The organism is Mesorhizobium sp. CA8 (assembly GCF_020164955.1).
Classification (GTDB): Bacteria; Pseudomonadota; Alphaproteobacteria; order Rhizobiales; family Rhizobiaceae; genus Mesorhizobium.
Map to the genome: position 1 here is coordinate 359,739 of NZ_JAIUHG010000001.1, position 22,311 is coordinate 382,049.

The window sequence follows — 22,311 nt, forward strand, 5'->3', positions numbered from 1 at the left end:
CCCGGCTATCCACGTCAATGCGATGCCGGCATTGTTCTGGCCTAGGTTTGCATCGGTCCGGCGTATGTGAACCCGTTCACAGTCATTTGTTGTCGGCCTAAGCGATTATGCGGCAGACTTGGCCAGATCGAAATTGCCGATCAGGAAATTGTTCTTGGCCGGGTCGACGAACGGTATCCAGCGTATCCTCTGCTCGGAAAAATCGGGATGCCTAGTCATGAAAATCGCAAGCTCGCGCGCCGCCTCGTCGCGCCGGCCGCTTCTCATCAGCGCGCCTATCTTCAGGAACCTGGCGTAGAAGTAGCCTGGCGACAGGTTGAGCGAGCGCTCGGCGGTGGCGATCGCAGCCGGCCAGTCCTCGACGAAGCAATAGGCCGCGGCCAGTTCCCCCAGATTGTGGAAGCGATAAAGGTCGAACGGGCTCAATCGGTCAGTGTCGAGGAAGAAGGGGATCGCGCTGGTCGCATCGCCAAGCAAAAGGTGCGCGCTGCCCATGGCCGAGCGGGCGAAGGCAAAGCTCGGATTGATGTGGATCGCTTCGGCAAGATGCTCGGCCGCCAATGCCGGCAGGCCGCGCATGATGTCGGCTGCGCCGAGATAGGCATGCGGACGCGCATCGAGGCTGTCCATCAGAAGCGCCTTGCGCGCAAGCGTCTCGACTTTCTCCAAATCGTCGCTGTCGCCGAAACGCAGCCATGCCCGCCAGAAATACCACCATGCGAGCTCGTTGAGCACGGCGCTTGAATTCGGATCTTCCTGATAGGCCTTGTCGAAGAAGTCGAGCGCGATTTCGGTATCGCGACGTGTCCGCCTGTTCATGTGCCAGCGGCCGCGCCTGACCAGTTGCCAGGTTTCGAGGCTTTCCCACGGCACCTGGAACGTGCGCGCCTGCTCGGCGCGGTCGACCTCCTTGTCGAGGATGGAAACGATCTCACTGCCGATCTGGTCACGCAGGCTGAAGATGTCGACGAGATCGCGGTCGAAGCGCTGCGACCAGACAAGGCGTCCGTTCGAGGTGTCGGTGAGCGACGTATTGAGGCGGATCTGCCTGTCGGAGCGCGCCAGCGTGCCGCTGACGATGTAGCGGGCGCCGAGCGCATTGCCGATGAGCCTTGTGCCCAGGCTGTCGTCGCGAAACTGGAAGCTGGACCCCTTGGCGATTACCGAAAGCCAGCGCGTGTTGGAAAGGCCGTATATGATGTCCTCGGCGATGCCGTCGGCCATATAGCCGACATCGGGTTCGCTTCCATTGCCCTGGAACGGCAGCACCGCGATCGCAGGGGGGCCTTTGGCGATCGGCCTGAAATGGCCGGGCGTGGCAGGGATGGAAGCGAAGGAAGCCGTCGCCGCGGGGCCGTTGCCCCCGCGGCCGGCGATCAGGACCCGCACCGGCAGGGCGATGTTCTTGAGGCTGAATTCGCCGAGGTCGGTGAAGACGGCCGACGTCTTGTCCTTCACGTGATGCCACGTCGTCGCCGAGATGGCGACGCCGTCATGCGGTGCGAATTCCTGCAGCCGGGCTGCGATATTCACGTCGTCACCGTAGAGACGGCCTTCCCGGGCGATGACGTCGCCGGTGTTGATCCCGGCCCGAAACGGCATGCGCATGTGCTCGTCGACCGCGGCATTCAGCGCCACGATCCGGTCCTGGAAATCGAAGGCCGCCCGCAAGGCTTCGATCGGGTTGCCGAATTCGGCCATGATGCTGTCGCCGGCATCGCCGAACGTGCGCCCGCCGAAGGCGCCGCAACTGTCGGCAATGATGTCGCGCCTCTCCTCGAAGGCGGCGACGGCGAGCTCGTCGTCGATGCCCATCAGCCGAGAGAATCCTACGGCGTCGATCGAAATGATTGTCGCAAGCTGACGGGTATAATTCCGTTCAGCCATGATCCGCCCCCAGTCCCGCTTCCAGTCCAGAACAGGCGACCTGCGCTCAAAAGAAACGCGTCGCCGTCTGCCGATGGATATTCACCGGCAGGTCCGGCGCGCTGTTGCCACCCTGTTGTGATCAGAATTCTATCAGGGTCTTGCCGAAAGCTCTACTACGAAGAGCTAATATGACGAACTCCCCATACGGCGCATGGTTAGTCATTTGTTACATCGGGCGACACATCCGGATCACGCCTCTACCTTTTGAAATCAAACGATCTTTCTCGCCCCGAGGCGCTGAATTGATTACCGGTGGATATGGATTGGCCGTATCGAGACAAACGCCTCGGGAAGCGTAATTCTTACCTAGCGGAACCAACCTGCCCAGGTGCGGGTTTCTGACCGCACCTGCCAACCGAGATTTGAGGGCTCTCATGCGCACTGTTGTTTTGGCAACCGGTATCGCGGTCTGCCTTGCCGGCGGATCGGCCTTTGCGGCGGACGACCGGCCACTGCCGCCGCAAAATGCCAAGAAACTCTCGGAGATCGTCGCCAAGGTCGAGCACCGCAGCGACTTCCGCTATGTGAAGGAGGTGGAATGGGACAGCGACGGCTACACCATCACCTACTACACGACGGACAAGGCCAAGGTCCAAATCACCTACGATCCTGTCAGCGGCGAACCCAGATAGGCCACGCCCGCCCGCGGCCGTTCAGCCAGGCCTGCTAGGGCAAATGGACCCCTGCCCGATCCCCGGCATCTGTGGGTTAGAGCGTGATCCCGACAAGTGGGAATCGGTTTTCGATCAGGATGGCGATGCAACAAAACGTCATCCTGATCCAGCGCCTGAACGCTCCGGTGCCGCGCTCCGGCGTGACAGGCTGCCCCTTCTTCGGTGGCTGACTTCCGCCATGATTGCGGGCACGGGTGCATGGCGATGATCAGCTACGTCCTGAAGCGCATCCTGATGGTGCTTGTCGGCTATCTGGTCGCCGTGCTTGTCGGGTTGATCGCCGTAGTGGTGATCTACGCGCTATTGAGCTCGCTGCCCAACGCGCCAGCTTGTTTCGGGCTTATGGAATTCACGCCGGTCGCCGTGCTGGTGGTGCCGCCGCTTGGCATGTTCGTCTATTTCCTGACGATCATCCTGACGGCGATGCAGACGCTGGTCTTTGCAAAGATGGCCGAGTTCTTCTCGCTGCGAAGCTCTTGGCTGCACATGTTCTTCGGCGCCGCCGCCGCGGCTGCCGGTTTCATGCTGATCTGGCCCGGCGCCGCCGATGATCCGGCGCGCTGGGCCGACATCGGCATCATCGCCGGCGCCGGCCTGGTGGCCGGCCTGCTCTACTGGTTGATCGCCGGGCGCGACGCCGGCTTCCGCCGGCCGTTGATCAAAGCAATTCCAGGAAAAGTGTGAAGCGGTCAGGCTCGGCGGCTTCGCCGTAGCCTTCGTCCGTAATTGCTTGAGAGTAAAAAGCGCTCAGCTTGACGGCGTGCGCACCGCTTCAGTCGCGTCCAACGCCTGCATCAGCTTGGAATCGCGGCCGTAGACGTCGTCGAAATACTCGACCTTGCCGGACATGTCCGGCCAAGCGGTGAAATAGGCGACATAGACCGGAATGACGCGCGTGACATTCTCGGTCGAATGGCCATGCTTCAGTTTCTCGGCGATGTCGTCGATCGTGGTGCCCAGCACGGCGGCGGCCATGCCGCGCGGATCCTGCAGCCGCACACAGCCATGGCTGAGCGCGCGCATGTCGCGCGCGAAGAACGACTTCTGCGGCGTGTCGTGCATGTAGATGGCATGCTTGTTGGGGAAGAGAATCTTCAATTCACCCAAGGCATTGGCCTCGCTCGGCTGCTGCCGCACGCTGAACGGAATGTTGGCGCCATAGGCACCCCAATCGACCGCCGCCGACGGGATGCGCTTGCCGCGCGAATCCGTCACCTCATAGCCGGCACGGTCGAGATAGCCCGGATCGCCGCGCAGCCTTGGCAGCATCTCGTTAACGATAATCGACTGCGGCACGCCCCAGTAAGGATGGAAGTCGACCTGCTTGATCTGGTTGTAGAAGAACGCGGTCTGGTTGGTGACCCGACCGATGACCGCGCGGGTCTTCAGCTTCTCCTCGCCATTGTCGATATAGCTGGCGGTGAAGGCCGGCTGGTTGATGAAGACGCGCGGGCTGCCGAGATCCGACGGCATCCAGCGCAGTTCCTCGAGCGCCACCTTGACCTTCTCGATCTTGTCAGCCTTCGACGCGCCAGCCAGCGAAGCCACGGTGCGCGGGCCGATGACGCCGTCGCCCTTCATGCCAGCGCGCTGCTGCACGGCCTTGATCACCGGCACCAGCTCGGGTTCGTAGACCTCGCTCTTGCCCAGCCTGGAGAGCACTTCGCCGTAGTTGCCGCCCATCTCATCATCAAGATTGCGGGCGATCAGCGTCAGCAACTTGGGCAGTTCCGGGCTGCTCTCGCCCGGCTTGAGCAGCAATTTGGGATCGACGACGATCTCGTTTTCCTCGCTGGCCTCGAGCGCCTCCAGCTCGACGCGCAGCGCCTGGTACTCGGCATTCTGCGGATGCCGCGATTCAAGATAGGTGCGGACCTCCTGAGTATGCGCCAGCGTCTTCAACGCGCCTTCCAGATCGAAGGGCTTGGCCGGGAAATCGTAGTAGCCGGTCATCCGGTTAGGGTCGACGCGGCCGCTCTGGGCATCATGCGCATAGCGCAGCACGCGCGCCGAAAGCGCCATCTCGAAGCGGACCAGTTCCTTGGTCCGTTCTTCCGGTGTGGCGGCGGAACTGGCGGCTGCTGGGATATCGACGGAGTAGTCGGCCGGCGTCAGGCCGTAACTCGCCGCCTCGCCCAGGACGCGCACCGCATCCTGCGCCCGGCTGTTGGGGGCATTGTCGCTCACCCAGATGAAATCCGGATTGGCCGAATAATAGGCGATCAGGGCCTTGGCGATATCCGGCTCGGCGAATAATTCGTAATCGCTCAAGCCTGCGACGGCATCACGGAAGCTGTTGCTCGTCACCGACGGGACAAAGGCGGCGTCTTGCGCAGTCGTCGGCTGCGGCGCCGGCAGCAGCGATTTGAAATCGACCCGCACAAGCTTGTCGGCCCTGTAGGTGTTGTAGGTCGGGCTGCTGATCCTGACGCCGCCACCATCCTCTCCGGCCGGCCGCACCTTGCGCGGTTTCGGCGGCGGCGGAAACTCGCCTTGCGGGTTGTGCCGGATGCCGCCGCCGAACAGCATGTCGAACAGCCCTTGCGCGCTTGCCGACTGCTGCCCAAGGGCCAGCGTCGCCGCCATCGCGATCGGCAGGATGGCTTTTTTGTTCCCGAGGATTTTCATGCTTCACCCGCACCGGTTGAAACCGGTTCCCGTTCCACGCCGCTGGACGGTCCCGCCCTCCGCAAGGCGGATGTATGACGTGACCATACCGATTCATACTGATTTGGTTAAGCTTCCATAAATTTTCGGAGCCGTGTTGCAGAACGGTTTCACATCACCGTGAGACCCAAAGCGGCGATTGCGCCGGGCCCCACGCGCTCGCAAAGGTGTCGAAAACAATCAGGCGTTGGCGCCGCCATCTATGGTCAACGATGCCCCCGTGACGAAGCGTCCTTCAGGGCCTGCCAACCAGGCCACCATTCCCGCGATCTCCTCGGCCTCGCCGAAGCGCGGCGTCGCCATCTTCCGACGCTGGTGCTCCGCATGTGGCCCGTTGGCGGGATTCATGTCGGTGTCGGTGGACCCCGGATGAACAATGTTGGCGGTGATGCCGCGCGGACCGAGATCGCGCGCCAGGGCCTTCGTCAGTCCGATCAGCGCCGCCTTGCTGGTCGAATAGGCGCTGAGCCCAGGATAGGTCACGCGCTCGGCCAGATTGCTGCCGATCGAGATGATCCTGCCGCCATCCGCCATATGCCGCGCGGCGGCCTTGGAGGCGATGAAAGGCGCTCTGAGATTGACCCCTATGCTCTCGTCGAAATCGGCGAGCGACAAGGTGTCGATCGGCGCGGCGCGCCAGATGCCGGCACTGTTGACCAGGATGTCAAGTCGCCCAAACGCATCCATCGCCTCATCGACGGCGCTCTCGATCGCCTGGGCGTCGCGGCCATCGGCCTTGATGGCGATGGCGCGCCCACCGGCCGCCTCGATTTCATTGACCACGATGCGCGCCTGCGCCTCGCCATTCACATAGGTCAAGGCAACGTTCGCGCCGTCACGCGCCAGTCTTTTCGCGATTGCCGCGCCGATACCGCGGCTGCCGCCGGTGACGAATGCGGCCTTGCCGCGCAACTGGTTGGAAGACATCGGACTCTCCTTTATGTAACGATCGATACATAAATACCTGCCAAGCTTGCCGGATGCCGTCAAGTGGATTATGTATCGATCAACACAGAAAACCCAACAGAAGGACACCATGCCGGAAAGGGGCCGCCCGCGAAGCTTTGATCGAGCGTCTGCATTGCGCCGGGCGATGGAGGTTTTCTGGGCGAAGGGCTATGAGGGCGCGTCGCTCAGCGACCTGACCGCGGCCATGGGCATCAATTCGCCCAGCCTCTATGCCGCTTTCGGCAGCAAGGAAGCGCTCTTTCTTGAGGCGACGGACCTCTACACGCGCAGCGAAGGCACCGACATCTGGTCGACGCTGGAAGAAGCTCCGACCGCGCGGCTCGCGATCGAAGGCTTCTTGACCCAGACCGCCCGGGCCTACGCACAGACCGACCGGCCGCAGGGTTGCCTCATCGCGCTCGGAGCCTTGCATCAGGATTCCACGCAAGGGCTGATCTGCCAGGATCTGCGCCGTCGCCGCGCCGAAAATCAGACGGCGCTTGAAAGGCGTCTGGGACGGGCAGTGGCTGAAGGCGAGTTGCCTGCCGACTTCGACTGCCAAGCCGCGGCCACCTTCTTCGCGACTGTACAGCATGGCATGTCCATCCAGGCGCGCGACGGCGCAACCCATGCCGCCCTTATGGCGACCGTTGCCGGCGCTATGGCGGCGTGGACGACGATGGCCGGCGCCGACGCCTGACCAGTGACAAACGCAAGGCTTTGTGATCGAAATTTCGGCGGTCGCAGCGAGCGTGGCCGGGAGGATTTGCCGTGAAGAAAGGTTATCGCCAGCTTCTCGACGAGGCGAATGCCGAGATCGAGGTCGTGTCGCCGGAGGAGGCAGCGGGGCTGCTGGAGGATGACGAGACGATCTTCGTTGATCTGCGCGACCCGCGCGAGGTCGAGCGCGACGGCAAGATCCCCGGCGCCAAGCATGTGACGCGCGGCATGCTGGAATTCTGGATCGATCCCGAAAGCCCGTATCACAAGCCGTTCTTCGCAAGCGGAAAGACCTTCATCTTCTTCTGCGCCGGCGGCTGGCGCTCGGCGCTTGCCACCAAGACGGCGCAGGACATGGGCCTGACGCCGGTCAAGCATATCCTCGGCGGCTACACCGCCTGGAAGGCGGCCGGCCTGCCCGTAGAGCCGGGGCAGAAAAAGAAGGCGGACTGATAGGTCGATTAGTGCAGGGTGGCTTCCCGCTGCCCAGTCACGAAGCCGACCGCGCGCGCGACGACATCCCTGTCGGCGAGGATACGGCGGTGGCCGAGCCCGCCGGCCCAGTGCAGGTGGACATGTTCGCCGGCGCCCGCATAACGCTTGGCATGGTCGGCATGGACCTCGCGATCATCCGGCGCGTGGATGACCAGCGTCGGCACCGACGCTGCGGCCAGTTGGCGATCGCCGGTGAATTCGCTGAGCGGCCGCCCAGACAGATGCTTCACCCGGTCTGCCATGGCGACGCGCGAGAGCGGCCCGACATTCATCATGCGGCTGAAATCGTCGAAGATCGCAGGCAAGGAGCTCGGCGCGGCAATTAGCACCAGCTTTTGCGCCGGAAGCGGCGGCATGCCCTTGATCGACGCCGCGACGGCGTTGGCGGCAATCGCGCCGCCGAAGGAGTGGCCGACGACAGCGGCAAAGGGGCCGAACCATTCGCCGGCAACCCGCGCAGCGTCCACGGCATTCACCATGTTGAGATGACGGCCGAGCGAATGGCCATGTCCGGGCAGGTCGAGCGACACGACCTTGTAGCCGGCTCCACGAAATCCTTCGATCAAGGCGCGCATATATTCGGTGCGCGAGCGCCAGCCATGGATGACGAGCACCGTGCCGCGCGACTCCCTGCCCGGCTCCGGCCGGAATTCATGCACGGCGACGCAATCCGTCCTGGTCTTAAGCCTGTGATGGCGCGCCTCGGCCATGAAGGCTGAGGCACGCTCGACGGCGCGGCGTTCGCCGTCGCTCAAGGCCTTGACGCTCGGTGTGCGGCAAAACAATTCGAACGCGGCGCGGCCGCTAAGACCCGGCGCAACATGCTCGGCCGCGCCAAAAACGCTCCGGATGACCTTCATTCCAAATGATGCCATATTGGCAGTCCATTCCATTCGTTCAAGCATGAACATAATAGTTCAAACATGAACATTAAGCAAGAGCTGCCCTGGGACAATCCTCGCTTTCGCAACTGGGTTGCGGTGGCGCGCGCCTGCCATGTGCTGGAGCGCACCCTGGCGGTGAAGCTCGCCCCGCTCGACCTCAAGCCGGCGCAGCTCGACGTGCTGATGAACCTCTACCGCCACCCCAGCATGTCGCAGCACGACCTTGCCCGCAAGCTCTTGGTCGGCCGCTCCAACATCACCATGCTGTTGCCGCAGCTGGAAATCCGCGGCCTGCTGCGCCGCGAAGGCGACGAGAAGGACAAGCGCGTGCTGCGCTTGAACCTAACCGAGGCGGGCGAGGCGCTGCTGATGAAGGCGCTGAAGGTTCACATGGCGCTGATCGAGAAGGCGATGAGCCAGTCGACGCCGGAACAGTGCGATATGATCGGCGAGCAGATGCGCAAGATCGCCGATGTCCTCAAGGAAGCCTGAGCCGGCTTCCAATCACCACATCTTCTTCTTCGCCCGTTCCGGCCACTCCCTATCATAGGCCTCGCCGTCGATGTTCTTGCGGCTGGTGACCTCGAGGATCTGGCCGGGCGTCGGCAGCGACTTCGGGTCGACATGCCTGGCCGGGTTCCAGAGCTCGGAGCGCACAATGGCGCGGGCGCACTGGAAATAGACCGTATCGACATCGATGATGGTGGCCGAGCGGGCTGGCCTGCCGTCGACCGTGAACGACGCGCAAAGCTCGGCATCGGTTGTCATATGTGCGCGGCCGTTGACGCGCAGCGTGGTGCCCGATCCCGGAACCAGGAAGAACAGCCCGACGCGCGGATCGCGAATGATGTTTTTCAGCGAATCGGCGCGGTTGTTGCCGCGCCTGTCGGGCATCATCAGCGTCTTGTCATCGACGATGCGCACGAAGCCGGCGAGATCGCCGCGCGGCGAGCAGTCGAGCCCCTCCGGCCCGCTGGTCGCCAGCGCCACGAAAGGCGAGGCCTCGATGAAGGCGGCATATTCGGGAATCACATGGTCGAGTTCCTTGACGACCGAAGCCTCGCCCGGCAGCCCGTAGAGGGCCTCGAACTGCTCGACGGATGTGATGCGCGACATCTTTTCGCCTCCTGACCTTTTGCCGGCGCTACCCCAAGTCCGTGACGCCTTGACGACAGCCGACATTGGATTGCCACGCGCCAGGCTAGCGATCCCGGCTCAGCCCCTTCTCGGCCAGCTCGGCGAGATAGGCGTTCCAGCGCTCGTCCTTTTCGTGGCCGAGCGTATGCAGATAATTCCAGGTGAAGATGCCGGTGTCGTGGAAATCGTCGAAGGTGATGCGCACCGCATAATTGCCGACCGGCTCGATCTTGAGGATCGCAACATTGCGCTTGCCCGGAACTGTCACCCGCTGCTCCGGCGAATGGCCCTGCACTTCCGCCGACGGCGAGGCCACGCGCAGGAACTCCGCCGGCAGTTCGAAAGGCTGATGTCCCGGAAAGGTCACGGTCAGCAGCTTGCGGTCCTTCGAGACCCTGAGTTCCTTTGGCGCGGTCATGGCTGGTCCTGTCTGGGTTGCGCCCTTCCCTACGCCGCTTCGCGCGATCCGGAAAGACCGGTGCCAATGCATGTCGCCCAGAAGTGTGCAGCGGTTCGGGGACAAACGACATGCATCAGACAGAGACTTTTAGCCAGCCGACACGCGATGTCGGCCGGGGAATGTTACCAAAGATCAAGACCTTCTATCTTGAATGCGGCATTGGATCGTATCACATAGCTGTATATAACGACGCCGCTAGGCCACGGGAAACGCTTGCAATGGACATGATCGACCCCTTCGGTCGCACAATCAGCTATCTGCGCGTGTCGGTCACCGACCGCTGCGATTTCCGCTGCACCTATTGCATGGCCGAGGACATGACCTTCCTGCCGAAGAAGGATCTGCTGTCGCTCGAGGAGCTTGACCGGCTCTGCACCGTTTTCATCGAGAAAGGCGTGAAGAAGCTCAGGCTGACCGGCGGCGAGCCGCTGGTGCGCAAGAACATCATGCATCTGGTGCACCAGCTGTCGCGGCATCTCGAAAGCGGCGCCCTGGAAGAGCTGACGCTGACCACCAACGGCTCGCAGCTGTCGCGCTTCGCGGCCGAACTCGCCGATTGCGGCGTCAAGCGCATCAACGTCTCGCTCGATACGCTTAATGCCGAGAAATTCCATCAGATCACGCGCTGGGGCAATCTCGCCAAGGTGATGGAAGGCATCGACGCCGCGCAGAAGGCAGGGCTCAAGATCAAGCTCAATGCGGTTGCGCTGCGCGACTTCAACGATGCCGAAATCCCCGAGCTGATGCGCTGGGCGCATGGCCGCGGCATGGACCTCACCCTCATCGAGACGATGCCGATGGGCGAGATCGAGGCCGACCGCACCGACCAGTATCTGCCGCTGTCGTTGCTGCGCGCCGCGCTGGAGCGCCAGTTCACCCTCGCCGACATTCCTTACAAGACCGGCGGCCCTGCCCGCTATGTCCATGTCGCCGAGACCGGCGGCCGGCTCGGCTTCATCACGCCGATGACGCATAATTTCTGCGAAAGCTGCAACCGCGTGCGGCTGACCTGCACCGGCACGCTCTATATGTGCCTTGGGCAGGAGGACGCCGCCGACCTCCGGGCGCCCCTGCGCACCTCCGAAGGCAACGAGTTGCTCAGCGTGGCGATCGACGAGGCCATCGGCCGCAAGCCCAAGGGCCATGACTTCATCATCGACCGCCGCACCAGCCGCCCTTCGGTGTCGCGGCATATGAGCGTCACCGGCGGCTGATTTTTTCTACGATTTGGTGCAGGATCTACCTTTGGTCATTGACCAGAGGGGGGATCATGCAGAATCTTCGTCGCCTCGGCTTGTTTTCCGCGCTTCTGTTCTTGTCGACGAATTTGACGATGACGGCGCTGGCCAAGCCGTTCACCTACATCAACGCGCGGTTCGGCACCGTGTGCACGTTCCCGGACCAGATTTTCACCAAGCGCATGCCCGAGCCGGAAAACGGCGATGGTCTGGAATGGCATAGCGCCGATGGCGCCAGCGTTGCGTGTTATGGTAGCTACAATGCACTCGACGATACCCCCGAGAGCCTCGTCAAGAACGAAAAAGCTAGCCCCGAGCCAAAGAAAAAGTCACCTACGGCAAGACCGGCAAGAACTGGGCGGTGCTGTCGGGCACGAAGGGCGACAAGATCTTCTATCAGCGGTCCGTGTTCGGAAAAGAGGACGTCATCCACACCGTCTCCATCGAGTATCCAGCAGCACTCAAGGCGAAATACGACCCGCTGGTCGGCGCCATCGCTGCAAGCCTGCACGAGGCGTCCGGGCCACACCGGAAATAAACCATCCACACAGCCTTCCGCCCGATTTACCGCCAGCCTTTTCCAGCCTAGCCTTCGAGCGCGATTTTCGCTCTAGGGGGAGTGCACATGCGCACAATCATGTTTTCACTTGCAGTGCTTGGGATTGCCCCTGTGCCGGCCGCGGCTCAGTCGATCGGCGGCACCTACACCGTCGCCGGCACCAATTTCGACGGCTCGAAGTATGGCGGCGAGGCAACCATCACGCTGACCAGCGACACGACCTGTACGATCCACTGGGAAACCGGCGGCTCGACCTCGGACGGCATCTGCATGCGTAACGACAATGCGTTTTCCGCCGGCTACGCGATGGGCAAGGAAATCGGTCTCGTCGTCTACAAGATCGAGAAGGACGGCTCCCTGCACGGACTGTGGACCATCGCCGGCCAGAACGGCAACGGCACCGAAGTGCTGACGCCGAAGTAAGTCTCCGCAGCCTCGGCAAAATCGATCTCGTGGGCCACGCAGAAATTGGTGGCCCATTTCTTTGCCGTTGCTGTTTTCCGGCTGCCTGCTAGACGCTGATCTAGAACTAAATCCGGAAACGCCTTTGCCCCTCTCGCCAAATCTGCGCGGCGCGCTGTTCATGGTCGTGGCCATGGTCGGCTTCACCTTGAACGATGCGATCACCAAATTCTCGTCCGAATCGATGAACATGGCGCAGGTCATGCTGGTGCGCGGCGCCTTCGCGTCCCTGTTCGTCGGCCTGCTCGCCTGGCGGCGCGGCGCGCTTGCCAATCCGGCCGCCATGCTGCAGCCGATGGTGGCGACGCGCGTGGCCGGCGAAGCAGGCGCCACGGTATCGTTCCTGATCGCGCTTGCGCATTTGCCGATCGCCAACGTCTCGGCCGTGCTGCAGGCGCTGCCGCTGGCGGTGACCATGGGCGCGGCGCTGTTCTTCGGCGAAGGCGTCGGCTGGCGGCGCTGGCTTGCTATTGCCGTCGGCTTCGCCGGCGTGATGATCATCGTGCGGCCGGGCTTCGAAGGGTTCAGCGTCTATTCGCTGCTGGCATTGGCCAGCGTCGCCTGCTGCGCGGTGCGCGACCTCGCCACCAAGCGCATCCCAGAGGCGATCCCGACCATGCTGGTGTCGACGGCGACCGCGCTTGCCATGACCGTTCTGGGCGCGCTGCTTTTGTCGCCAATGGGCGGCTGGACGCCGATGAGCGGCCGGGCGACCACGCTTCTGGCGCTCGCGGCGGTGCTGGTGCTTATCGGCTATCAGTTCATCATCATGGCGATGCGCTCGGGCGACATCTCCTTCATCGCGCCTTTCCGCTACACGGCCCTGCTCTGGTCGATCCTGCTCGGCCTCGTCATTTTCGGCGACGTCCCCGACCTGCCCATGATCGTTGGCGCCGCCACCATCATCGGCTCGGGCCTCTATGCGCTCTACCGCGAGCGCGTCGTCGGCAAGCAGCAACCTGCTGCCGAAAGCGCTGGACCCGACATGGCGCCGGACGGCATATAGGCCGATGGACCGAAATGTCGCAGGGATCGTTCTGGCGGGGGGCCAGTCGCGCCGAATGGGCGGCGGCGACAAGCCGTTGCTTTCGCTGGGCAAAGCCAAGCTGATCGATCATGTTGCCGCGCGATTGAAGCCGCAGGTCGCGACCCTGGGGCTCAACGCGAACGGCGATCCGGCGCGGTTTGCCGCCATGGACCTGCCGGTGCTCGAAGATACGGTGCCGGGCCATGCCGGGCCGCTGGCGGGCATTCTCACCGGCCTCGAATGGGCGACGAGGCAAACGGGCTGCCGGTGGCTGATAAGCGCCGCCGGCGATACGCCGTTCTTCCCCGAAAACCTCGTCGAGCGCCTCGCAGCCGCAACCCGCGACCGCCCAGGCGCAATCGCCGTCGCCAGTTCGGACGGCAGATGGCACCCGACCTTCGCGCTCTGGCCGCTCGGCCTGCGCGACGCCCTGCGCCATTTCCTGGTCGATGAGGATAACCGGCGGGTTTCCGCCTTCATGGAGCGCCAGGGCTATGTCGAGGTCGAGTTCCCCATGATCGAGGCCGACGACAAAACGATCGATCCGTTCTTCAACGTCAACACACCGGACGATCTTGCGGCGGCGGAGCGTCTGTTGCAAAGGCTCAGGCCATGAGACGCGTATTCGGCATCACCGGCTGGAAGAACTCCGGCAAGACGACCCTGACGGAAAAGCTGGTCACCGAACTGGTGGCGCGTGGCTGGACAGTGTCGACGGTGAAGCACGCCCACCATGACTTCGACATCGACAAGCCGGGCACCGACAGTTTCCGCCATCGGCAGGCGGGCGCGACGGAGGTCGCGATCGTCTCCGGTCGGCGCTGGGCGCTGATGCACGAATTGCGGGCCGAGGACGAGCCGACGCTGGACGATATCCTGGCGCGGCTATCGCCCACGGACATCGTGCTGGTCGAAGGCTACAAGCGCGAAGCGCACAAGAAAATCGAGGCAAGGCGGCTCGAAGCCAAGGACCGAACGCCACTTTCGGCCAACGATCCCAACATCGTCGCGGTCGCCGCCGACTTTGCAGTCGAAGGCGAGGACCTGCCGGTTTTCGACCTCAACGACACCAAATCGATAGCCGACTTTGTCGAGCGCAGCACAGGTCTCGTTGCTCGAACCAAGTAACGCAGCGGCACGTCCTGACTGTCGTTTGCCGTTGATTTGCAGTTGCTTTTTTCTTGGAAAGAGTGGGAGTATCCGCCCCAGCGGGCGGTCAGGAAACGACCGCCCACAAGAGCCGCCCGGGACAGCGGCCATGACAATATGAGAGGATTATCATGCGTATTGCACTGCGTATCGCGCTTGCCGCTTCGGCCGCGCTGCTGACACTTGGCGTCGCCCAGGCTCAGGAAAAGACCCTGAGGATCGGCACCGAAGGCGCGTACCCGCCCTTCAACAACCTGACCTCCGACGGCCAGCTGGTCGGCTTCGACATCGATATCGCCAAGGCGCTCTGCGACGAGATGAAAGTGAAATGCACCTTCGTCGCGCAGGATTGGGACGGCATCATCCCGGCGCTTCAGGCCGGCAAATTCGACGCCATCGTCGCCTCGATGTCGATCACGCCCGAACGACAGGAAAAGGTCGACTTCACCCACAAATACTACAACACCCCGTCTGCCATCGCCGTGCCGAAGGATTCGCTGGTCAAGGGTGTGACTAAGGAAGATCTCGCCGGCAAGACCATCGGCGTCGCCACCACCACCACGCACTACAACTATGCTTCGAAGACCTACACGGACAGCACCATCAAGGGCTATCCGAGCAGCCCCGAGGAACAGGCTGACCTCGCCAATGGTCGTCTCGATGCGATCGAGGACGACATCGTCGTGCTGCAGCAGTGGCTGGATTCGCCGGACGGCGCCTGCTGCAAGATCCTCGGCCAGCCCTCGCCGCAGCCGGTCGAGATCTTCGGACCGGGCGCGGGCATTGCCGTGCGCAAGGGCGAGACCGATCTGGTCAACAAGCTCAACAACGCGATCGACGCCATCCGCAAGAACGGAAAGTACAAAGAAATCAACGACAAGTACTTCAAGTTCGACGTCTACGGCGCCGAATCCTGATCGATAAGCCAAGGGCGGCGAGCCATCCCTCGTCGCCCTTAAATCCATCCGGGACCGCCACGGAGACACGACCCGTCAATGCCGGCCCAAAGCATTTGGACACTTCTCAGCTGGGGACCGGATGGCTGGAGTGACGATATTGCCTCTGGTGTGCTGGTCACCATTGCATTGGCGCTCGCCACATTGCCGATCGGCCTGGTGATCGGCTTTTTCGTCGCCTTCGCCAAACAGCATGAAGAGCCGTCGCTGCGGCTCGCCGGCAACATCTACACCACGGTCTTTCGCGGTCTGCCGGAACTGGTGACGCTGTTCCTGTTCTTCTTCGGCATGCCGCTTCTGTTGCAATATGTCGTGCGGCTGTTCAATCCGGACGCGACGATCGACGTCAACAGCTTCGTCGCCGGCATGATCGTGCTGGCGCTGATCTTTTCCTCTTATGCCAGCGAGGTCTTCCTCTCCGCGTTCCGCGCCATTCCGAAAGGCCAATATGAGGGTGGCTACGCTATTGGCCTGTCGACATGGCAGACGATGCGGCTGGTGATCCTGCCGCAGCTGATACGTATCGCTTTTCCGGGCCTCGAAAATTGCTGGCTGAGCCTGCTCAAGGACACCTCGCTGGTTTCGGTCGTCAATCTCGCGGAGACCCTGCGCCAGTCCGGCGTGGCGGCGCGCGTCACCAAGCATTCGTTCCTCTTCTACAGCGTCGCGGCGCTGATCTTCCTGGCGCTGGCCGTCCTGTCGTCGATCGCCACGAGCTACATCCTGCGCTACCTCGGACGGAGGGAAGCGCGATGAGCGTCAGCCAGGCTATCGTCATCGACAAGCCGCCGCCGCAAGCGCGCGGCTGGCCGCGGGTCCGCATCCTCGGCTACGCGCTGGTCGGCATCTGGATGCTTTTCGGCCTCGGCATCGTCGCCTACCTTGTCTATGCCTGGAATGCCGAATTCTTCGCCCGATATGCTCCCGCCTATCTGCAGGGCCTGGGCACCACCCTGTCGCTGGTCAGCATTTCGATGGTCCTTGGCGCCATCCTGTCGCTTCCGGTCGCCTATGGCCGCATGTCGAAGAACCCGTTCCTGTCCGGGCTCGCCTATTGCTACGTCTATTTCTTCCGCGGCACGCCGCTGCTCGTGCAGACCTACCTGGTCTATTACGGCATCGGCTCGTTCCGCCCTGAGCTTGAGACGGTCGGGCTGTGGTGGTTCTTCCGCGAGGCCTTCTATTGCGGCGTCTTTGCCTTCTCGCTCAACACCGCCGCCTACCAGGCAGAAATCCTGCGCGGCGCCATCGAAAGCGTGCCGCTCGGCCAATGGGAAGGTGCCGCTTCGCTTGGCTTGCACAAATTGCAGACGCTGCGCAAAGTGGTCCTGCCGCAGGCGATCATCGTCGCGCTGAGACCCTATGGCAACGAGCTCATCCTGATGATCAAGGCTTCCGCGATCGTCGCCATCATCACCGTCTACGACCTGATGGGCAACGCCAAGCTCGCCTATGCGAAATCCTTCGACATCCAAGCCTATATCTGGGTGGCGATCGTCTATCTGGTGATGGTCGAAATCCTGCGCCATGGCGTCGAGTGGATCGAGCGCCGCATCACCGTCCATCTGCATCGATAGATTGCCGCTCGGTCGCCTGCACCAGCCGATGCCGCGCTGCGTGCCTTGACGAATTTTTCGCATGGCCTAGACCTTCCGCCACTGGAAACTGTGTTTTGTTGGAAGGCAGGCTTTATGGCATCGGTTGCATTTCTCGGTCTTGGCGTCATGGGTTATCCGATGGCCGGACACCTCTGGAACAAGGGCGGCCATGACGTCACCGTCTACAACCGCACCAAGGCCAAGGCCGAGCAGTGGGTGGCCCAGCATGGCGGCAAACTGGCGCTGACGCCGGCCGAAGCAGCCGAAGGCAAGGACTTCGTTTTCTCCTGCGTCGGCAACGACGATGATCTGCGCTCGGTCACGACCGGCGCGAACGGCGCCTTCGCCGCGATGAAGAAGGGCGCCATCTTCATCGACAACACCACCGCCTCGGCCGAGGTGGCGCGCGAGCTTGACGAAGCCGCGTGCGAGGCCGGCTTCTCCTTCCTCGATGCGCCGGTATCCGGTGGCCAAGCCGGCGCCGAGAACGGCGTGCTCACCGTCATGGTCGGCGGCTCAAAGACCGCCTTCGACAAGGCGAAGCCCGTCATCGACGCCTACGCCCGCATGGTCGGCCTGATGGGGTCGGCCGGCGCCGGCCAGCTCACAAAGATGATCAACCAAATCTGCATCGCGGGCCTCGTCCAGGGGCTGGCCGAGGGCATCCATTTCGGCAAGAAGGCCGGCCTCGACATCGAAAAGGTCGTCGAGGTGATCTCCAAAGGGGCGGCCGGCTCCTGGCAGATGGAGAACCGCCACAAGACGATGAATGCCGGCAAATACGATTTCGGCTTCGCGGTCGACTGGATGCGCAAGGATCTCGGCATCTGCCTGGCGGAGGCCAACCGCAATGGCGCCAAGCTGCCGGTGACGGCGCTTGTCGACCAGTTCTACAAGGACGTGCAGGACATGGGCGGCAAGCGCTGGGACACGTCCTCGCTGCTTGCGCGCCTGGAAAGATAGGTGACGATGCCCCTGCCCGATCCGAGCTGGAGCGCCGACGACATCGTTGCGCATTTGCGCGCGATCGGCACCGAGGCGAACCGGGCGGGCATGGCGCGCTACGGCATCAACACCGCCAGCGCACTCGGCGTCGGCAATTCGCAATTGCGGCCATTGGCGCGCAAGCTGAAGAAAAACCACGAGCGGTCGCTTCTGCTGTGGGACAGCGGTGTCCGCGAAGCGCGGCTGATGGCGGCCTTCACCGGCGAGCCTAAGAAGGTCGACATCGATCAATGCCGGCGCTGGGCCGCAGATTTCGACAGCTGGGAGATCGTCGACACCGTAGCGGACCTCTTTGCCTTGACGCCATTCTGGCGTGAATTGATAGACGAGTTCGCCGAAGACGACCGCGAATTCGTTCGGCGCACCGCCTTTGCCATGCTGGCCTGGAGCGCGGTGCATCTCAAGAAAGAGCCGGACGCGACGTTCCTTGCCTATCTGCCGCTGATCGAGAAACATGCCGGCGATCCGCGTAATTTCGTCCGCAAGGCGGTCAATTGGGCGCTGCGGCAGATCGGCAAGCGCTCGATGAGCCTGCACGCCCCTGCCCTTGCGCTGGCGGAAAGATTGGCGGCATCGTCCGACAAAACGGCGCGCTGGATCGGCAAGGATGCGGTGAAGGAACTGACGGATGCCAGACAGCTCGAAAGGCTCGCAGCCGCAAAAGCCTGACCTTGCCGGGATTCGGTTCGTCGAGGTGACGCCAGAGACACGCGCCGACTTCGAAAATCTGTTCGAGCAGCCGGGTGCGCCGAAATATTGCTGGTGCATGGCCTGGCGCCGTTCCAGCCGCGAGCACATTGAGAACGACGAGAAGAAGCGCATGATGATGGCGCTCATCGATGCTGGCACCCCGGTCGGCATCCTCGCAGAGTTGGACGGCAGACCGGTCGGCTGGTGCTCGGTCGCGCCGCGCGAGACATACCGGAAACTTTCAAAACAGCAGGACGACACCGAGACCGGCGTGTGGTCGATCGTCTGCTTCTATGTCCCAAGGGCCTTGCGCGGCGGCGGACTGGCCTCCGCTTTGCTTGACGCTGCGATCGACCATGCCTTCAGCAAAGGCGCGTATATAATCGAGGCCTATGCCGTCGACGAGGCCGCGCCGAGCTACCGCTTCATGGGCTTTCGCGACATGTTCGCCGCGCGCGGCTTCCATGAGACCGGAACCGCCGGCACGCGCCGGCATGTGATGCGGCTAAGCCGTTGAGCCCGGACCGGTCACGACGCTTTTACTCGATTCCGGAAATCGGCTGGCGGAGGATGGAACAACCATGAGCAAGCGTTTCAAATCATGCGCGGCCCTGACAGCCGTGCTCCTGCTCACCGCCTCGGGAGCCGATGCGGCGGCCGATGTCGCGCATATCTTCTGGAAGGATCTGCGCCCCGCGGCGCAGGCGATAGCCGAGGACGCAAATCTGCCGATGATCGCGGCAAAACTGCCCGACCATGGCGAGACCTTGTCGCTCAATCTGCAGGACAAGACGATACAATTAGCCGGCTATGCTTTGCCGGTCGATCGCGAGGGTGACCTTGTCTACCAATTCCTGCTGGTGCCGTGGACCGGCGCCTGCAGCCACATGCCGACGCCGCCACCCAACCAGATCGTGCTGGTCACGCCGGCGCATCCTTACAAGATGAAAGAGGCTTACGAGCCGGTCGCGGTCACCGGCGTGCTGAGGCCCGGCATGGAGAAAAGCCAGCTGTTCATCCTCGACGGCGTCTCGATCGTCCAGTCCGGCTACACCGTGCGCAAGGCCGAGGTGGCGAGCGTCGACAGCGTGCCGGACACCGTGACGCTGCCGGTCAACTCGCCGTGGAATTTCCTCGACAAGAAGAAAAACTAAGGCCTGCCTGGCGCCTACGCCGCGTTGGCGCCCGATTCCTTGTCCAGCACCATGTAGTCGAGCGGGATTTCGGTCGTGTACTTGATCTGCTCCATGGCGAAGGATGACGAGACGTCGCGGATCTCGATTTTAGCGATCAGCCGCTTGTAGAAAGCGTCATAGGCGGCGATGTCCGGAACCACCACGCGCAGGAGGTAATCGACGTCGCCGCTCATGCGGTAGAACTCGACCACTTCCGGGAATTCCTGGATGACCTCGGAGAAGCGCCGCAGCCATTCATGGCTGTGCGAATTGGTGCGGATCGACACAAAGACGGTGACGCGCACATTGACCTTCTCATGATCGAGGATGGCGACGCGACGTTTGATGACGCCCTCCTCCTCGAGCTTCTGGATGCGCCGCCAGCACGGCGTGGTCGACAGGCCGACTTTCTTGGCGACATCGGCGACCGCGAGCGTCGCGTCCTCCTGCAGGAGGCGGAGAATTTTTCTATCAAGGCGATCCATGCGAGGCTCCAGGGGAATAGTTTGGCTATAATCCCCTTTATCCGAGCCTTTCACAAGAAAGAAATTCTGCCAAGAGTGGTAAAAGCGAGTGATTTCTTGCAGGATGCCTAATCGATGCGATAGCGGATTTCCGACCTGAGAAAGGGCAGCAAATCCATTTCAAACCAGGGATTCTTCTTCAGCCAGCCGGTGTTTCGCCAGGACGGATGCGGCAGCGGCAGCACTTTGGGCATGGCCGGTCCATCCCATATGGCGCGCCAGTTCCTGACCGTCTCGGTCAGCGACGGCAGCCGTATCGTGCCCATATGCCAGGCCTGCGCATAACCGCCGATGGTCAGCACCAGGTCGATCTGCGGCATCAGCGCCATCAGGTCCGGGCGCCAAGCCGGAGCGCATTCGCGACGCGGCGGCAGGTCGCCGCCCTTGGCGTCCTGGCCGGGAAAGCAAAAGCCCATCGGCACGATGGCGAACTTTTCTGTGTCGTAGAATTCCTGCGCGCTGACGCCGAGCCAGTTTCTCAGCCGGTCCCCCGAGGCATCGGTGAACGGCATGCCCGACACATGCACCTTGGTGCCCGGCGCCTGGCCTGCAAGCAGGATCCGCGCCGTGGAGGACGGCTGCAGCACCGGCCGCGGCTCATGCGGCAGGGGCCGGCCGTGTGGCTCGTCGACGCAGATACGGCAGGCCCGCACCCTTTCGGTGAGGCGCTCCAGCGCTTGTCTCATATCGGGCGGATTATCCAATTTCTGCCGCTCAGGCCGTCGCGCTCGGCCGGCTTGTAAGCGCCGCGTACCAGCGCAGCACGTTCGTGCACTCTTCCGGCACCTTAATACGGGCCGGCTTCATGAAATCGATGGCGATCATGCCGGTGATGTCGGCGACCGAATAGGTGTCGCCGGCGGCGAATTCGCGCTTCGCCAGTTCATTGTCGAGCAGGCGCAGGAATTCAATCGCCTTCGGCTTGTTGGCCTCGCCCCATTCCGGAATTTGCGGCACTTCCCATTCCTTCATCGCCGGATGGATGTGCCGGAATGCGGCTGCGACGCTGGCCATCAGGTTCAGTTCCATGCGTCTTTGCCACATCTCGACGACGGCCTTGCCGAGCGCGCCCTTGCCGAACAGCGCGGGCTCGGGATGCAACTCCTCGAAATAGCGGCAAATGGCAATTGATTCGGTGATGATGGTGCCGTCGTCAAGCTCGAGCACCGGCAGGCGCCGCAGCGGATTGCGCTCAGCCACCTGCCCGCCGCGATGCTCCAGCGCGCCCATGTCAACCGGCACCAGCGGCACCGTCAGCCCCTTCTCGGCAAGGAAAACACGCACGCGCCGGGGATTGGGCGCGCGGCCACCGTCGAACAGCTTCATTCCATCCTCCAGCTTCTCCACCGGATCATAGGGCGCTGGTCCACCCATCACCAGAAGCGAACAAATTCCCGCAACGCATCGCCGAACGAGGCCAGCACGCCGTGCCTTCTCTCGACCGGCGCGTCATGATGGCTGTTGCGCCAGTCCTGCGGCTCCTCGAAAGTGCCTGCCCAGATGCCGAGCTTGGCCGCTCTCGCCACCGCTTCCTCGGTTTCGAAGCCGCCGAAGGCAACCGCCCATCCGGCCTGCACTTGGGCCCGGTTTAGGTCGGTGTCGCCTGCCCTGCAATCGCCGAGCAGCCGGCCATAGCGGTCGCGCTGCCAGCCGCTGCAGAAAACAGGCCTGCCGGCGATCAGCCGCACCAGCGATTGCCGCGCCAGCTTGCCGCAGGGATAGTCGGCGCCCGCCTTTCGGCAGGTCTGGTGATATTCCGGAGCGTCGATGCCGCGCATGCGGATGCGCTCGGTCCCGAGCGTGATCGAATCGCCGTCATTGATGATTGCCGTGCCTTGCTCCTTGCGTGTCTCGAAGCGATCGAGCCGCGCCGCCACCAGGATGAGCAACCCGAGCAAGAGGAAGGCCAGCCCATAATCCAGCAGCTTGCGCCAGAGGCTGCGCGGCGGGCTCGCCACATAGCGGCGGCGCGGTCCTCTCGGCCCGAAACGGCTCATATGGCAAACAGTCTCTT

29 protein-coding genes are annotated in these 22,311 nt (G+C 62.8%); 18 read left to right on the plus strand and 11 right to left on the minus strand.

Features of this window, described 5'->3' with window-relative positions:
* Positions 1 to 105: 105 nt before the first annotated feature.
* On the minus strand, positions 106 to 1,887 hold the full coding sequence (locus LB553_RS02060) for an adenylate/guanylate cyclase domain-containing protein (RefSeq protein ID WP_224510057.1): 1,782 nt from the start codon (positions 1,885 to 1,887) through the stop codon (positions 106 to 108).
* A gap of 416 nt (positions 1,888 to 2,303) precedes the next feature.
* On the opposite strand from LB553_RS02060, the gene LB553_RS02065 reads away from it, so the two are divergent.
* Both LB553_RS02065 and LB553_RS02070 read left to right on the plus strand, forming a co-directional pair.
* Entirely contained in the window at positions 2,304 to 2,561 is a 258-nt protein-coding gene (locus tag LB553_RS02065) for a PepSY domain-containing protein (protein WP_224510060.1), read from the plus strand.
* 246 nt (positions 2,562 to 2,807) lie between these two features.
* A complete protein-coding gene (locus LB553_RS02070) occupies positions 2,808 to 3,287 on the plus strand; it encodes a hypothetical protein (RefSeq protein ID WP_412033149.1) in 480 nt (159 codons plus the stop codon).
* Positions 3,288 to 3,350: 63 nt separating this feature from the next.
* Here the strand turns inward: LB553_RS02070 and LB553_RS02075 are convergent, their stop codons facing one another.
* Both LB553_RS02075 and LB553_RS02080 read right to left on the minus strand, forming a co-directional pair.
* Entirely contained in the window at positions 3,351 to 5,231 is a 1,881-nt protein-coding gene (locus tag LB553_RS02075) for a L,D-transpeptidase family protein (protein ID WP_224510065.1), read from the minus strand.
* A gap of 219 nt (positions 5,232 to 5,450) precedes the next feature.
* Positions 5,451 to 6,197, minus strand: a complete 747-nt coding sequence (locus LB553_RS02080) for a 3-oxoacyl-ACP reductase family protein (protein WP_224510068.1) — start codon at positions 6,195 to 6,197, stop codon at positions 5,451 to 5,453.
* Between the two features lie 109 nt (positions 6,198 to 6,306).
* Between LB553_RS02080 and LB553_RS02085 the strand changes: the two genes are divergently transcribed.
* Both LB553_RS02085 and LB553_RS02090 read left to right on the plus strand, forming a co-directional pair.
* Positions 6,307 to 6,918: a TetR/AcrR family transcriptional regulator gene (locus LB553_RS02085; RefSeq protein WP_224510492.1), complete on the plus strand. Its 612-nt coding sequence runs from the start codon at positions 6,307 to 6,309 to the stop codon at positions 6,916 to 6,918.
* A 71-nt stretch (positions 6,919 to 6,989) separates the two neighbouring features.
* Complete coding sequence (locus LB553_RS02090) at positions 6,990 to 7,391, plus strand: rhodanese-like domain-containing protein (protein WP_224510072.1); 402 nt, start codon at positions 6,990 to 6,992, stop codon at positions 7,389 to 7,391.
* A gap of 8 nt (positions 7,392 to 7,399) precedes the next feature.
* Here the strand turns inward: LB553_RS02090 and LB553_RS02095 are convergent, their stop codons facing one another.
* Positions 7,400 to 8,308 (minus strand): alpha/beta hydrolase, encoded by a 909-nt coding sequence (locus LB553_RS02095; protein ID WP_224510075.1) that lies wholly within the window; start codon positions 8,306 to 8,308, stop codon positions 7,400 to 7,402.
* 48 nt (positions 8,309 to 8,356) lie between these two features.
* On the opposite strand from LB553_RS02095, the gene LB553_RS02100 reads away from it, so the two are divergent.
* Entirely contained in the window at positions 8,357 to 8,809 is a 453-nt protein-coding gene (locus tag LB553_RS02100) for a MarR family winged helix-turn-helix transcriptional regulator (RefSeq protein ID WP_224510077.1), read from the plus strand.
* A gap of 12 nt (positions 8,810 to 8,821) precedes the next feature.
* Here the strand turns inward: LB553_RS02100 and LB553_RS02105 are convergent, their stop codons facing one another.
* Positions 8,822 to 9,433 (minus strand): pyridoxamine 5'-phosphate oxidase family protein, encoded by a 612-nt coding sequence (locus LB553_RS02105; protein WP_224510080.1) that lies wholly within the window; start codon positions 9,431 to 9,433, stop codon positions 8,822 to 8,824.
* Between the two features lie 85 nt (positions 9,434 to 9,518).
* Complete coding sequence (locus LB553_RS02110) at positions 9,519 to 9,872, minus strand: gamma-butyrobetaine hydroxylase-like domain-containing protein (RefSeq protein ID WP_040982795.1); 354 nt, start codon at positions 9,870 to 9,872, stop codon at positions 9,519 to 9,521.
* A gap of 260 nt (positions 9,873 to 10,132) precedes the next feature.
* Between LB553_RS02110 and moaA the strand changes: the two genes are divergently transcribed.
* Positions 10,133 to 11,128 (plus strand): GTP 3',8-cyclase MoaA, encoded by a 996-nt coding sequence (gene moaA, locus LB553_RS02115; protein ID WP_224510082.1) that lies wholly within the window; start codon positions 10,133 to 10,135, stop codon positions 11,126 to 11,128.
* A gap of 35 nt (positions 11,129 to 11,163) precedes the next feature.
* Here the strand turns inward: moaA and LB553_RS02120 are convergent, their stop codons facing one another.
* Entirely contained in the window at positions 11,164 to 11,373 is a 210-nt protein-coding gene (locus tag LB553_RS02120; protein ID WP_224510085.1) for a hypothetical protein, read from the minus strand.
* A 140-nt stretch (positions 11,374 to 11,513) separates the two neighbouring features.
* On the opposite strand from LB553_RS02120, the gene LB553_RS02125 reads away from it, so the two are divergent.
* The 12 genes from LB553_RS02125 (at position 11,514) to LB553_RS02180 (ending at position 19,752) form a co-directional block, all read left to right on the plus strand.
* Positions 11,514 to 11,690, plus strand: coding sequence for a hypothetical protein (locus LB553_RS02125; RefSeq protein WP_224510088.1), 177 nt, complete (start codon positions 11,514 to 11,516; stop codon positions 11,688 to 11,690).
* Between the two features lie 87 nt (positions 11,691 to 11,777).
* Positions 11,778 to 12,134 carry a hypothetical protein gene (locus LB553_RS02130; protein WP_224510091.1) on the plus strand — a complete coding sequence of 119 codons (357 nt, stop codon included), beginning with the start codon at positions 11,778 to 11,780 and terminating at the stop codon, positions 12,132 to 12,134.
* 124 nt (positions 12,135 to 12,258) lie between these two features.
* Positions 12,259 to 13,179, plus strand: coding sequence for a DMT family transporter (locus tag LB553_RS02135; protein WP_224510094.1), 921 nt, complete (start codon positions 12,259 to 12,261; stop codon positions 13,177 to 13,179).
* A 4-nt stretch (positions 13,180 to 13,183) separates the two neighbouring features.
* The gene (gene mobA / locus LB553_RS02140; protein ID WP_224510097.1) at positions 13,184 to 13,816 is read left to right on the plus strand and encodes a molybdenum cofactor guanylyltransferase MobA; all 633 of its coding nucleotides are present in this window, start codon (positions 13,184 to 13,186) and stop codon (positions 13,814 to 13,816) included.
* Entirely contained in the window at positions 13,813 to 14,328 is a 516-nt protein-coding gene (gene mobB / locus LB553_RS02145) for a molybdopterin-guanine dinucleotide biosynthesis protein B (protein ID WP_224510100.1), read from the plus strand. Before mobA ends, mobB begins: the two co-directional genes overlap by 4 nt.
* A gap of 152 nt (positions 14,329 to 14,480) precedes the next feature.
* The gene (locus tag LB553_RS02150) at positions 14,481 to 15,266 is read left to right on the plus strand and encodes an ABC transporter substrate-binding protein (protein WP_224510103.1); all 786 of its coding nucleotides are present in this window, start codon (positions 14,481 to 14,483) and stop codon (positions 15,264 to 15,266) included.
* 78 nt (positions 15,267 to 15,344) lie between these two features.
* On the plus strand, positions 15,345 to 16,061 hold the full coding sequence (locus tag LB553_RS02155) for an ABC transporter permease (RefSeq protein WP_224510106.1): 717 nt from the start codon (positions 15,345 to 15,347) through the stop codon (positions 16,059 to 16,061).
* Positions 16,058 to 16,882: an ABC transporter permease gene (locus tag LB553_RS02160; protein ID WP_224510109.1), complete on the plus strand. Its 825-nt coding sequence runs from the start codon at positions 16,058 to 16,060 to the stop codon at positions 16,880 to 16,882. The genes LB553_RS02155 and LB553_RS02160 overlap by 4 nt, the downstream gene beginning before the upstream one ends.
* A gap of 114 nt (positions 16,883 to 16,996) precedes the next feature.
* Positions 16,997 to 17,866, plus strand: coding sequence for an NAD(P)-dependent oxidoreductase (locus LB553_RS02165; protein WP_224510112.1), 870 nt, complete (start codon positions 16,997 to 16,999; stop codon positions 17,864 to 17,866).
* A gap of 6 nt (positions 17,867 to 17,872) precedes the next feature.
* Positions 17,873 to 18,577 (plus strand): DNA alkylation repair protein, encoded by a 705-nt coding sequence (locus LB553_RS02170; protein ID WP_224510494.1) that lies wholly within the window; start codon positions 17,873 to 17,875, stop codon positions 18,575 to 18,577.
* Positions 18,537 to 19,115 (plus strand): GNAT family N-acetyltransferase, encoded by a 579-nt coding sequence (locus LB553_RS02175; RefSeq protein ID WP_224510114.1) that lies wholly within the window; start codon positions 18,537 to 18,539, stop codon positions 19,113 to 19,115. The genes LB553_RS02170 and LB553_RS02175 overlap by 41 nt, the downstream gene beginning before the upstream one ends.
* 64 nt (positions 19,116 to 19,179) lie before the next feature.
* A complete protein-coding gene (locus LB553_RS02180; protein WP_224510117.1) occupies positions 19,180 to 19,752 on the plus strand; it encodes a DUF3299 domain-containing protein in 573 nt (190 codons plus the stop codon).
* A 14-nt stretch (positions 19,753 to 19,766) separates the two neighbouring features.
* Here LB553_RS02180 and LB553_RS02185 read toward each other — a convergent pair whose 3' ends face one another.
* The 4 genes from LB553_RS02185 to LB553_RS02200 form a co-directional block, all read right to left on the minus strand.
* The gene (locus LB553_RS02185) at positions 19,767 to 20,258 is read right to left on the minus strand and encodes an Lrp/AsnC family transcriptional regulator (protein WP_006205209.1); all 492 of its coding nucleotides are present in this window, start codon (positions 20,256 to 20,258) and stop codon (positions 19,767 to 19,769) included.
* Positions 20,259 to 20,365: 107 nt separating this feature from the next.
* A complete protein-coding gene (locus LB553_RS02190) occupies positions 20,366 to 20,983 on the minus strand; it encodes a uracil-DNA glycosylase family protein (protein ID WP_224510123.1) in 618 nt (205 codons plus the stop codon).
* 28 nt (positions 20,984 to 21,011) lie between these two features.
* Entirely contained in the window at positions 21,012 to 21,623 is a 612-nt protein-coding gene (locus LB553_RS02195; RefSeq protein ID WP_224510127.1) for a glutathione S-transferase, read from the minus strand.
* A gap of 47 nt (positions 21,624 to 21,670) precedes the next feature.
* The gene (locus LB553_RS02200; protein ID WP_224510130.1) at positions 21,671 to 22,294 is read right to left on the minus strand and encodes a thermonuclease family protein; all 624 of its coding nucleotides are present in this window, start codon (positions 22,292 to 22,294) and stop codon (positions 21,671 to 21,673) included.
* Positions 22,295 to 22,311: the final 17 nt, after the last annotated feature.

Coding starts and splice junctions, on each gene's coding strand:
- LB553_RS02200 (WP_224510130.1), bottom strand. CDS start 22,294: ATGAGCCGTTTCGGGCCGAGAGGACCGCGCCGCCGCTATGTGGCGAGC.
- LB553_RS02100 (WP_224510077.1), top strand. CDS start 8,357: ATGAACATTAAGCAAGAGCTGCCCTGGGACAATCCTCGCTTTCGCAAC.
- LB553_RS02180 (WP_224510117.1), top strand. CDS start 19,180: ATGAGCAAGCGTTTCAAATCATGCGCGGCCCTGACAGCCGTGCTCCTG.
- LB553_RS02070 (WP_412033149.1), top strand. CDS start 2,808: ATGATCAGCTACGTCCTGAAGCGCATCCTGATGGTGCTTGTCGGCTAT.
- LB553_RS02105 (WP_224510080.1), bottom strand. CDS start 9,433: ATGTCGCGCATCACATCCGTCGAGCAGTTCGAGGCCCTCTACGGGCTG.
- LB553_RS02060 (WP_224510057.1), bottom strand. CDS start 1,887: ATGGCTGAACGGAATTATACCCGTCAGCTTGCGACAATCATTTCGATC.
- LB553_RS02085 (WP_224510492.1), top strand. CDS start 6,307: ATGCCGGAAAGGGGCCGCCCGCGAAGCTTTGATCGAGCGTCTGCATTG.
- LB553_RS02170 (WP_224510494.1), top strand. CDS start 17,873: ATGCCCCTGCCCGATCCGAGCTGGAGCGCCGACGACATCGTTGCGCAT.
- LB553_RS02165 (WP_224510112.1), top strand. CDS start 16,997: ATGGCATCGGTTGCATTTCTCGGTCTTGGCGTCATGGGTTATCCGATG.
- LB553_RS02130 (WP_224510091.1), top strand. CDS start 11,778: ATGCGCACAATCATGTTTTCACTTGCAGTGCTTGGGATTGCCCCTGTG.
- LB553_RS02065 (WP_224510060.1), top strand. CDS start 2,304: ATGCGCACTGTTGTTTTGGCAACCGGTATCGCGGTCTGCCTTGCCGGC.
- LB553_RS02160 (WP_224510109.1), top strand. CDS start 16,058: ATGAGCGTCAGCCAGGCTATCGTCATCGACAAGCCGCCGCCGCAAGCG.
- LB553_RS02185 (WP_006205209.1), bottom strand. CDS start 20,258: ATGGATCGCCTTGATAGAAAAATTCTCCGCCTCCTGCAGGAGGACGCG.
- LB553_RS02120 (WP_224510085.1), bottom strand. CDS start 11,373: ATGCCATTCCAGACCATCGCCGTTTTCCGGCTCGGGCATGCGCTTGGT.
- LB553_RS02150 (WP_224510103.1), top strand. CDS start 14,481: ATGCGTATTGCACTGCGTATCGCGCTTGCCGCTTCGGCCGCGCTGCTG.
- LB553_RS02175 (WP_224510114.1), top strand. CDS start 18,537: ATGCCAGACAGCTCGAAAGGCTCGCAGCCGCAAAAGCCTGACCTTGCC.
- LB553_RS02075 (WP_224510065.1), bottom strand. CDS start 5,231: ATGAAAATCCTCGGGAACAAAAAAGCCATCCTGCCGATCGCGATGGCG.
- LB553_RS02195 (WP_224510127.1), bottom strand. CDS start 21,623: ATGAAGCTGTTCGACGGTGGCCGCGCGCCCAATCCCCGGCGCGTGCGT.
- LB553_RS02080 (WP_224510068.1), bottom strand. CDS start 6,197: ATGTCTTCCAACCAGTTGCGCGGCAAGGCCGCATTCGTCACCGGCGGC.
- LB553_RS02110 (WP_040982795.1), bottom strand. CDS start 9,872: ATGACCGCGCCAAAGGAACTCAGGGTCTCGAAGGACCGCAAGCTGCTG.
- LB553_RS02155 (WP_224510106.1), top strand. CDS start 15,345: ATGCCGGCCCAAAGCATTTGGACACTTCTCAGCTGGGGACCGGATGGC.
- mobB (WP_224510100.1), top strand. CDS start 13,813: ATGAGACGCGTATTCGGCATCACCGGCTGGAAGAACTCCGGCAAGACG.
- LB553_RS02190 (WP_224510123.1), bottom strand. CDS start 20,983: ATGAGACAAGCGCTGGAGCGCCTCACCGAAAGGGTGCGGGCCTGCCGT.
- LB553_RS02095 (WP_224510075.1), bottom strand. CDS start 8,308: ATGGCATCATTTGGAATGAAGGTCATCCGGAGCGTTTTTGGCGCGGCC.
- moaA (WP_224510082.1), top strand. CDS start 10,133: ATGGACATGATCGACCCCTTCGGTCGCACAATCAGCTATCTGCGCGTG.
- mobA (WP_224510097.1), top strand. CDS start 13,184: ATGGACCGAAATGTCGCAGGGATCGTTCTGGCGGGGGGCCAGTCGCGC.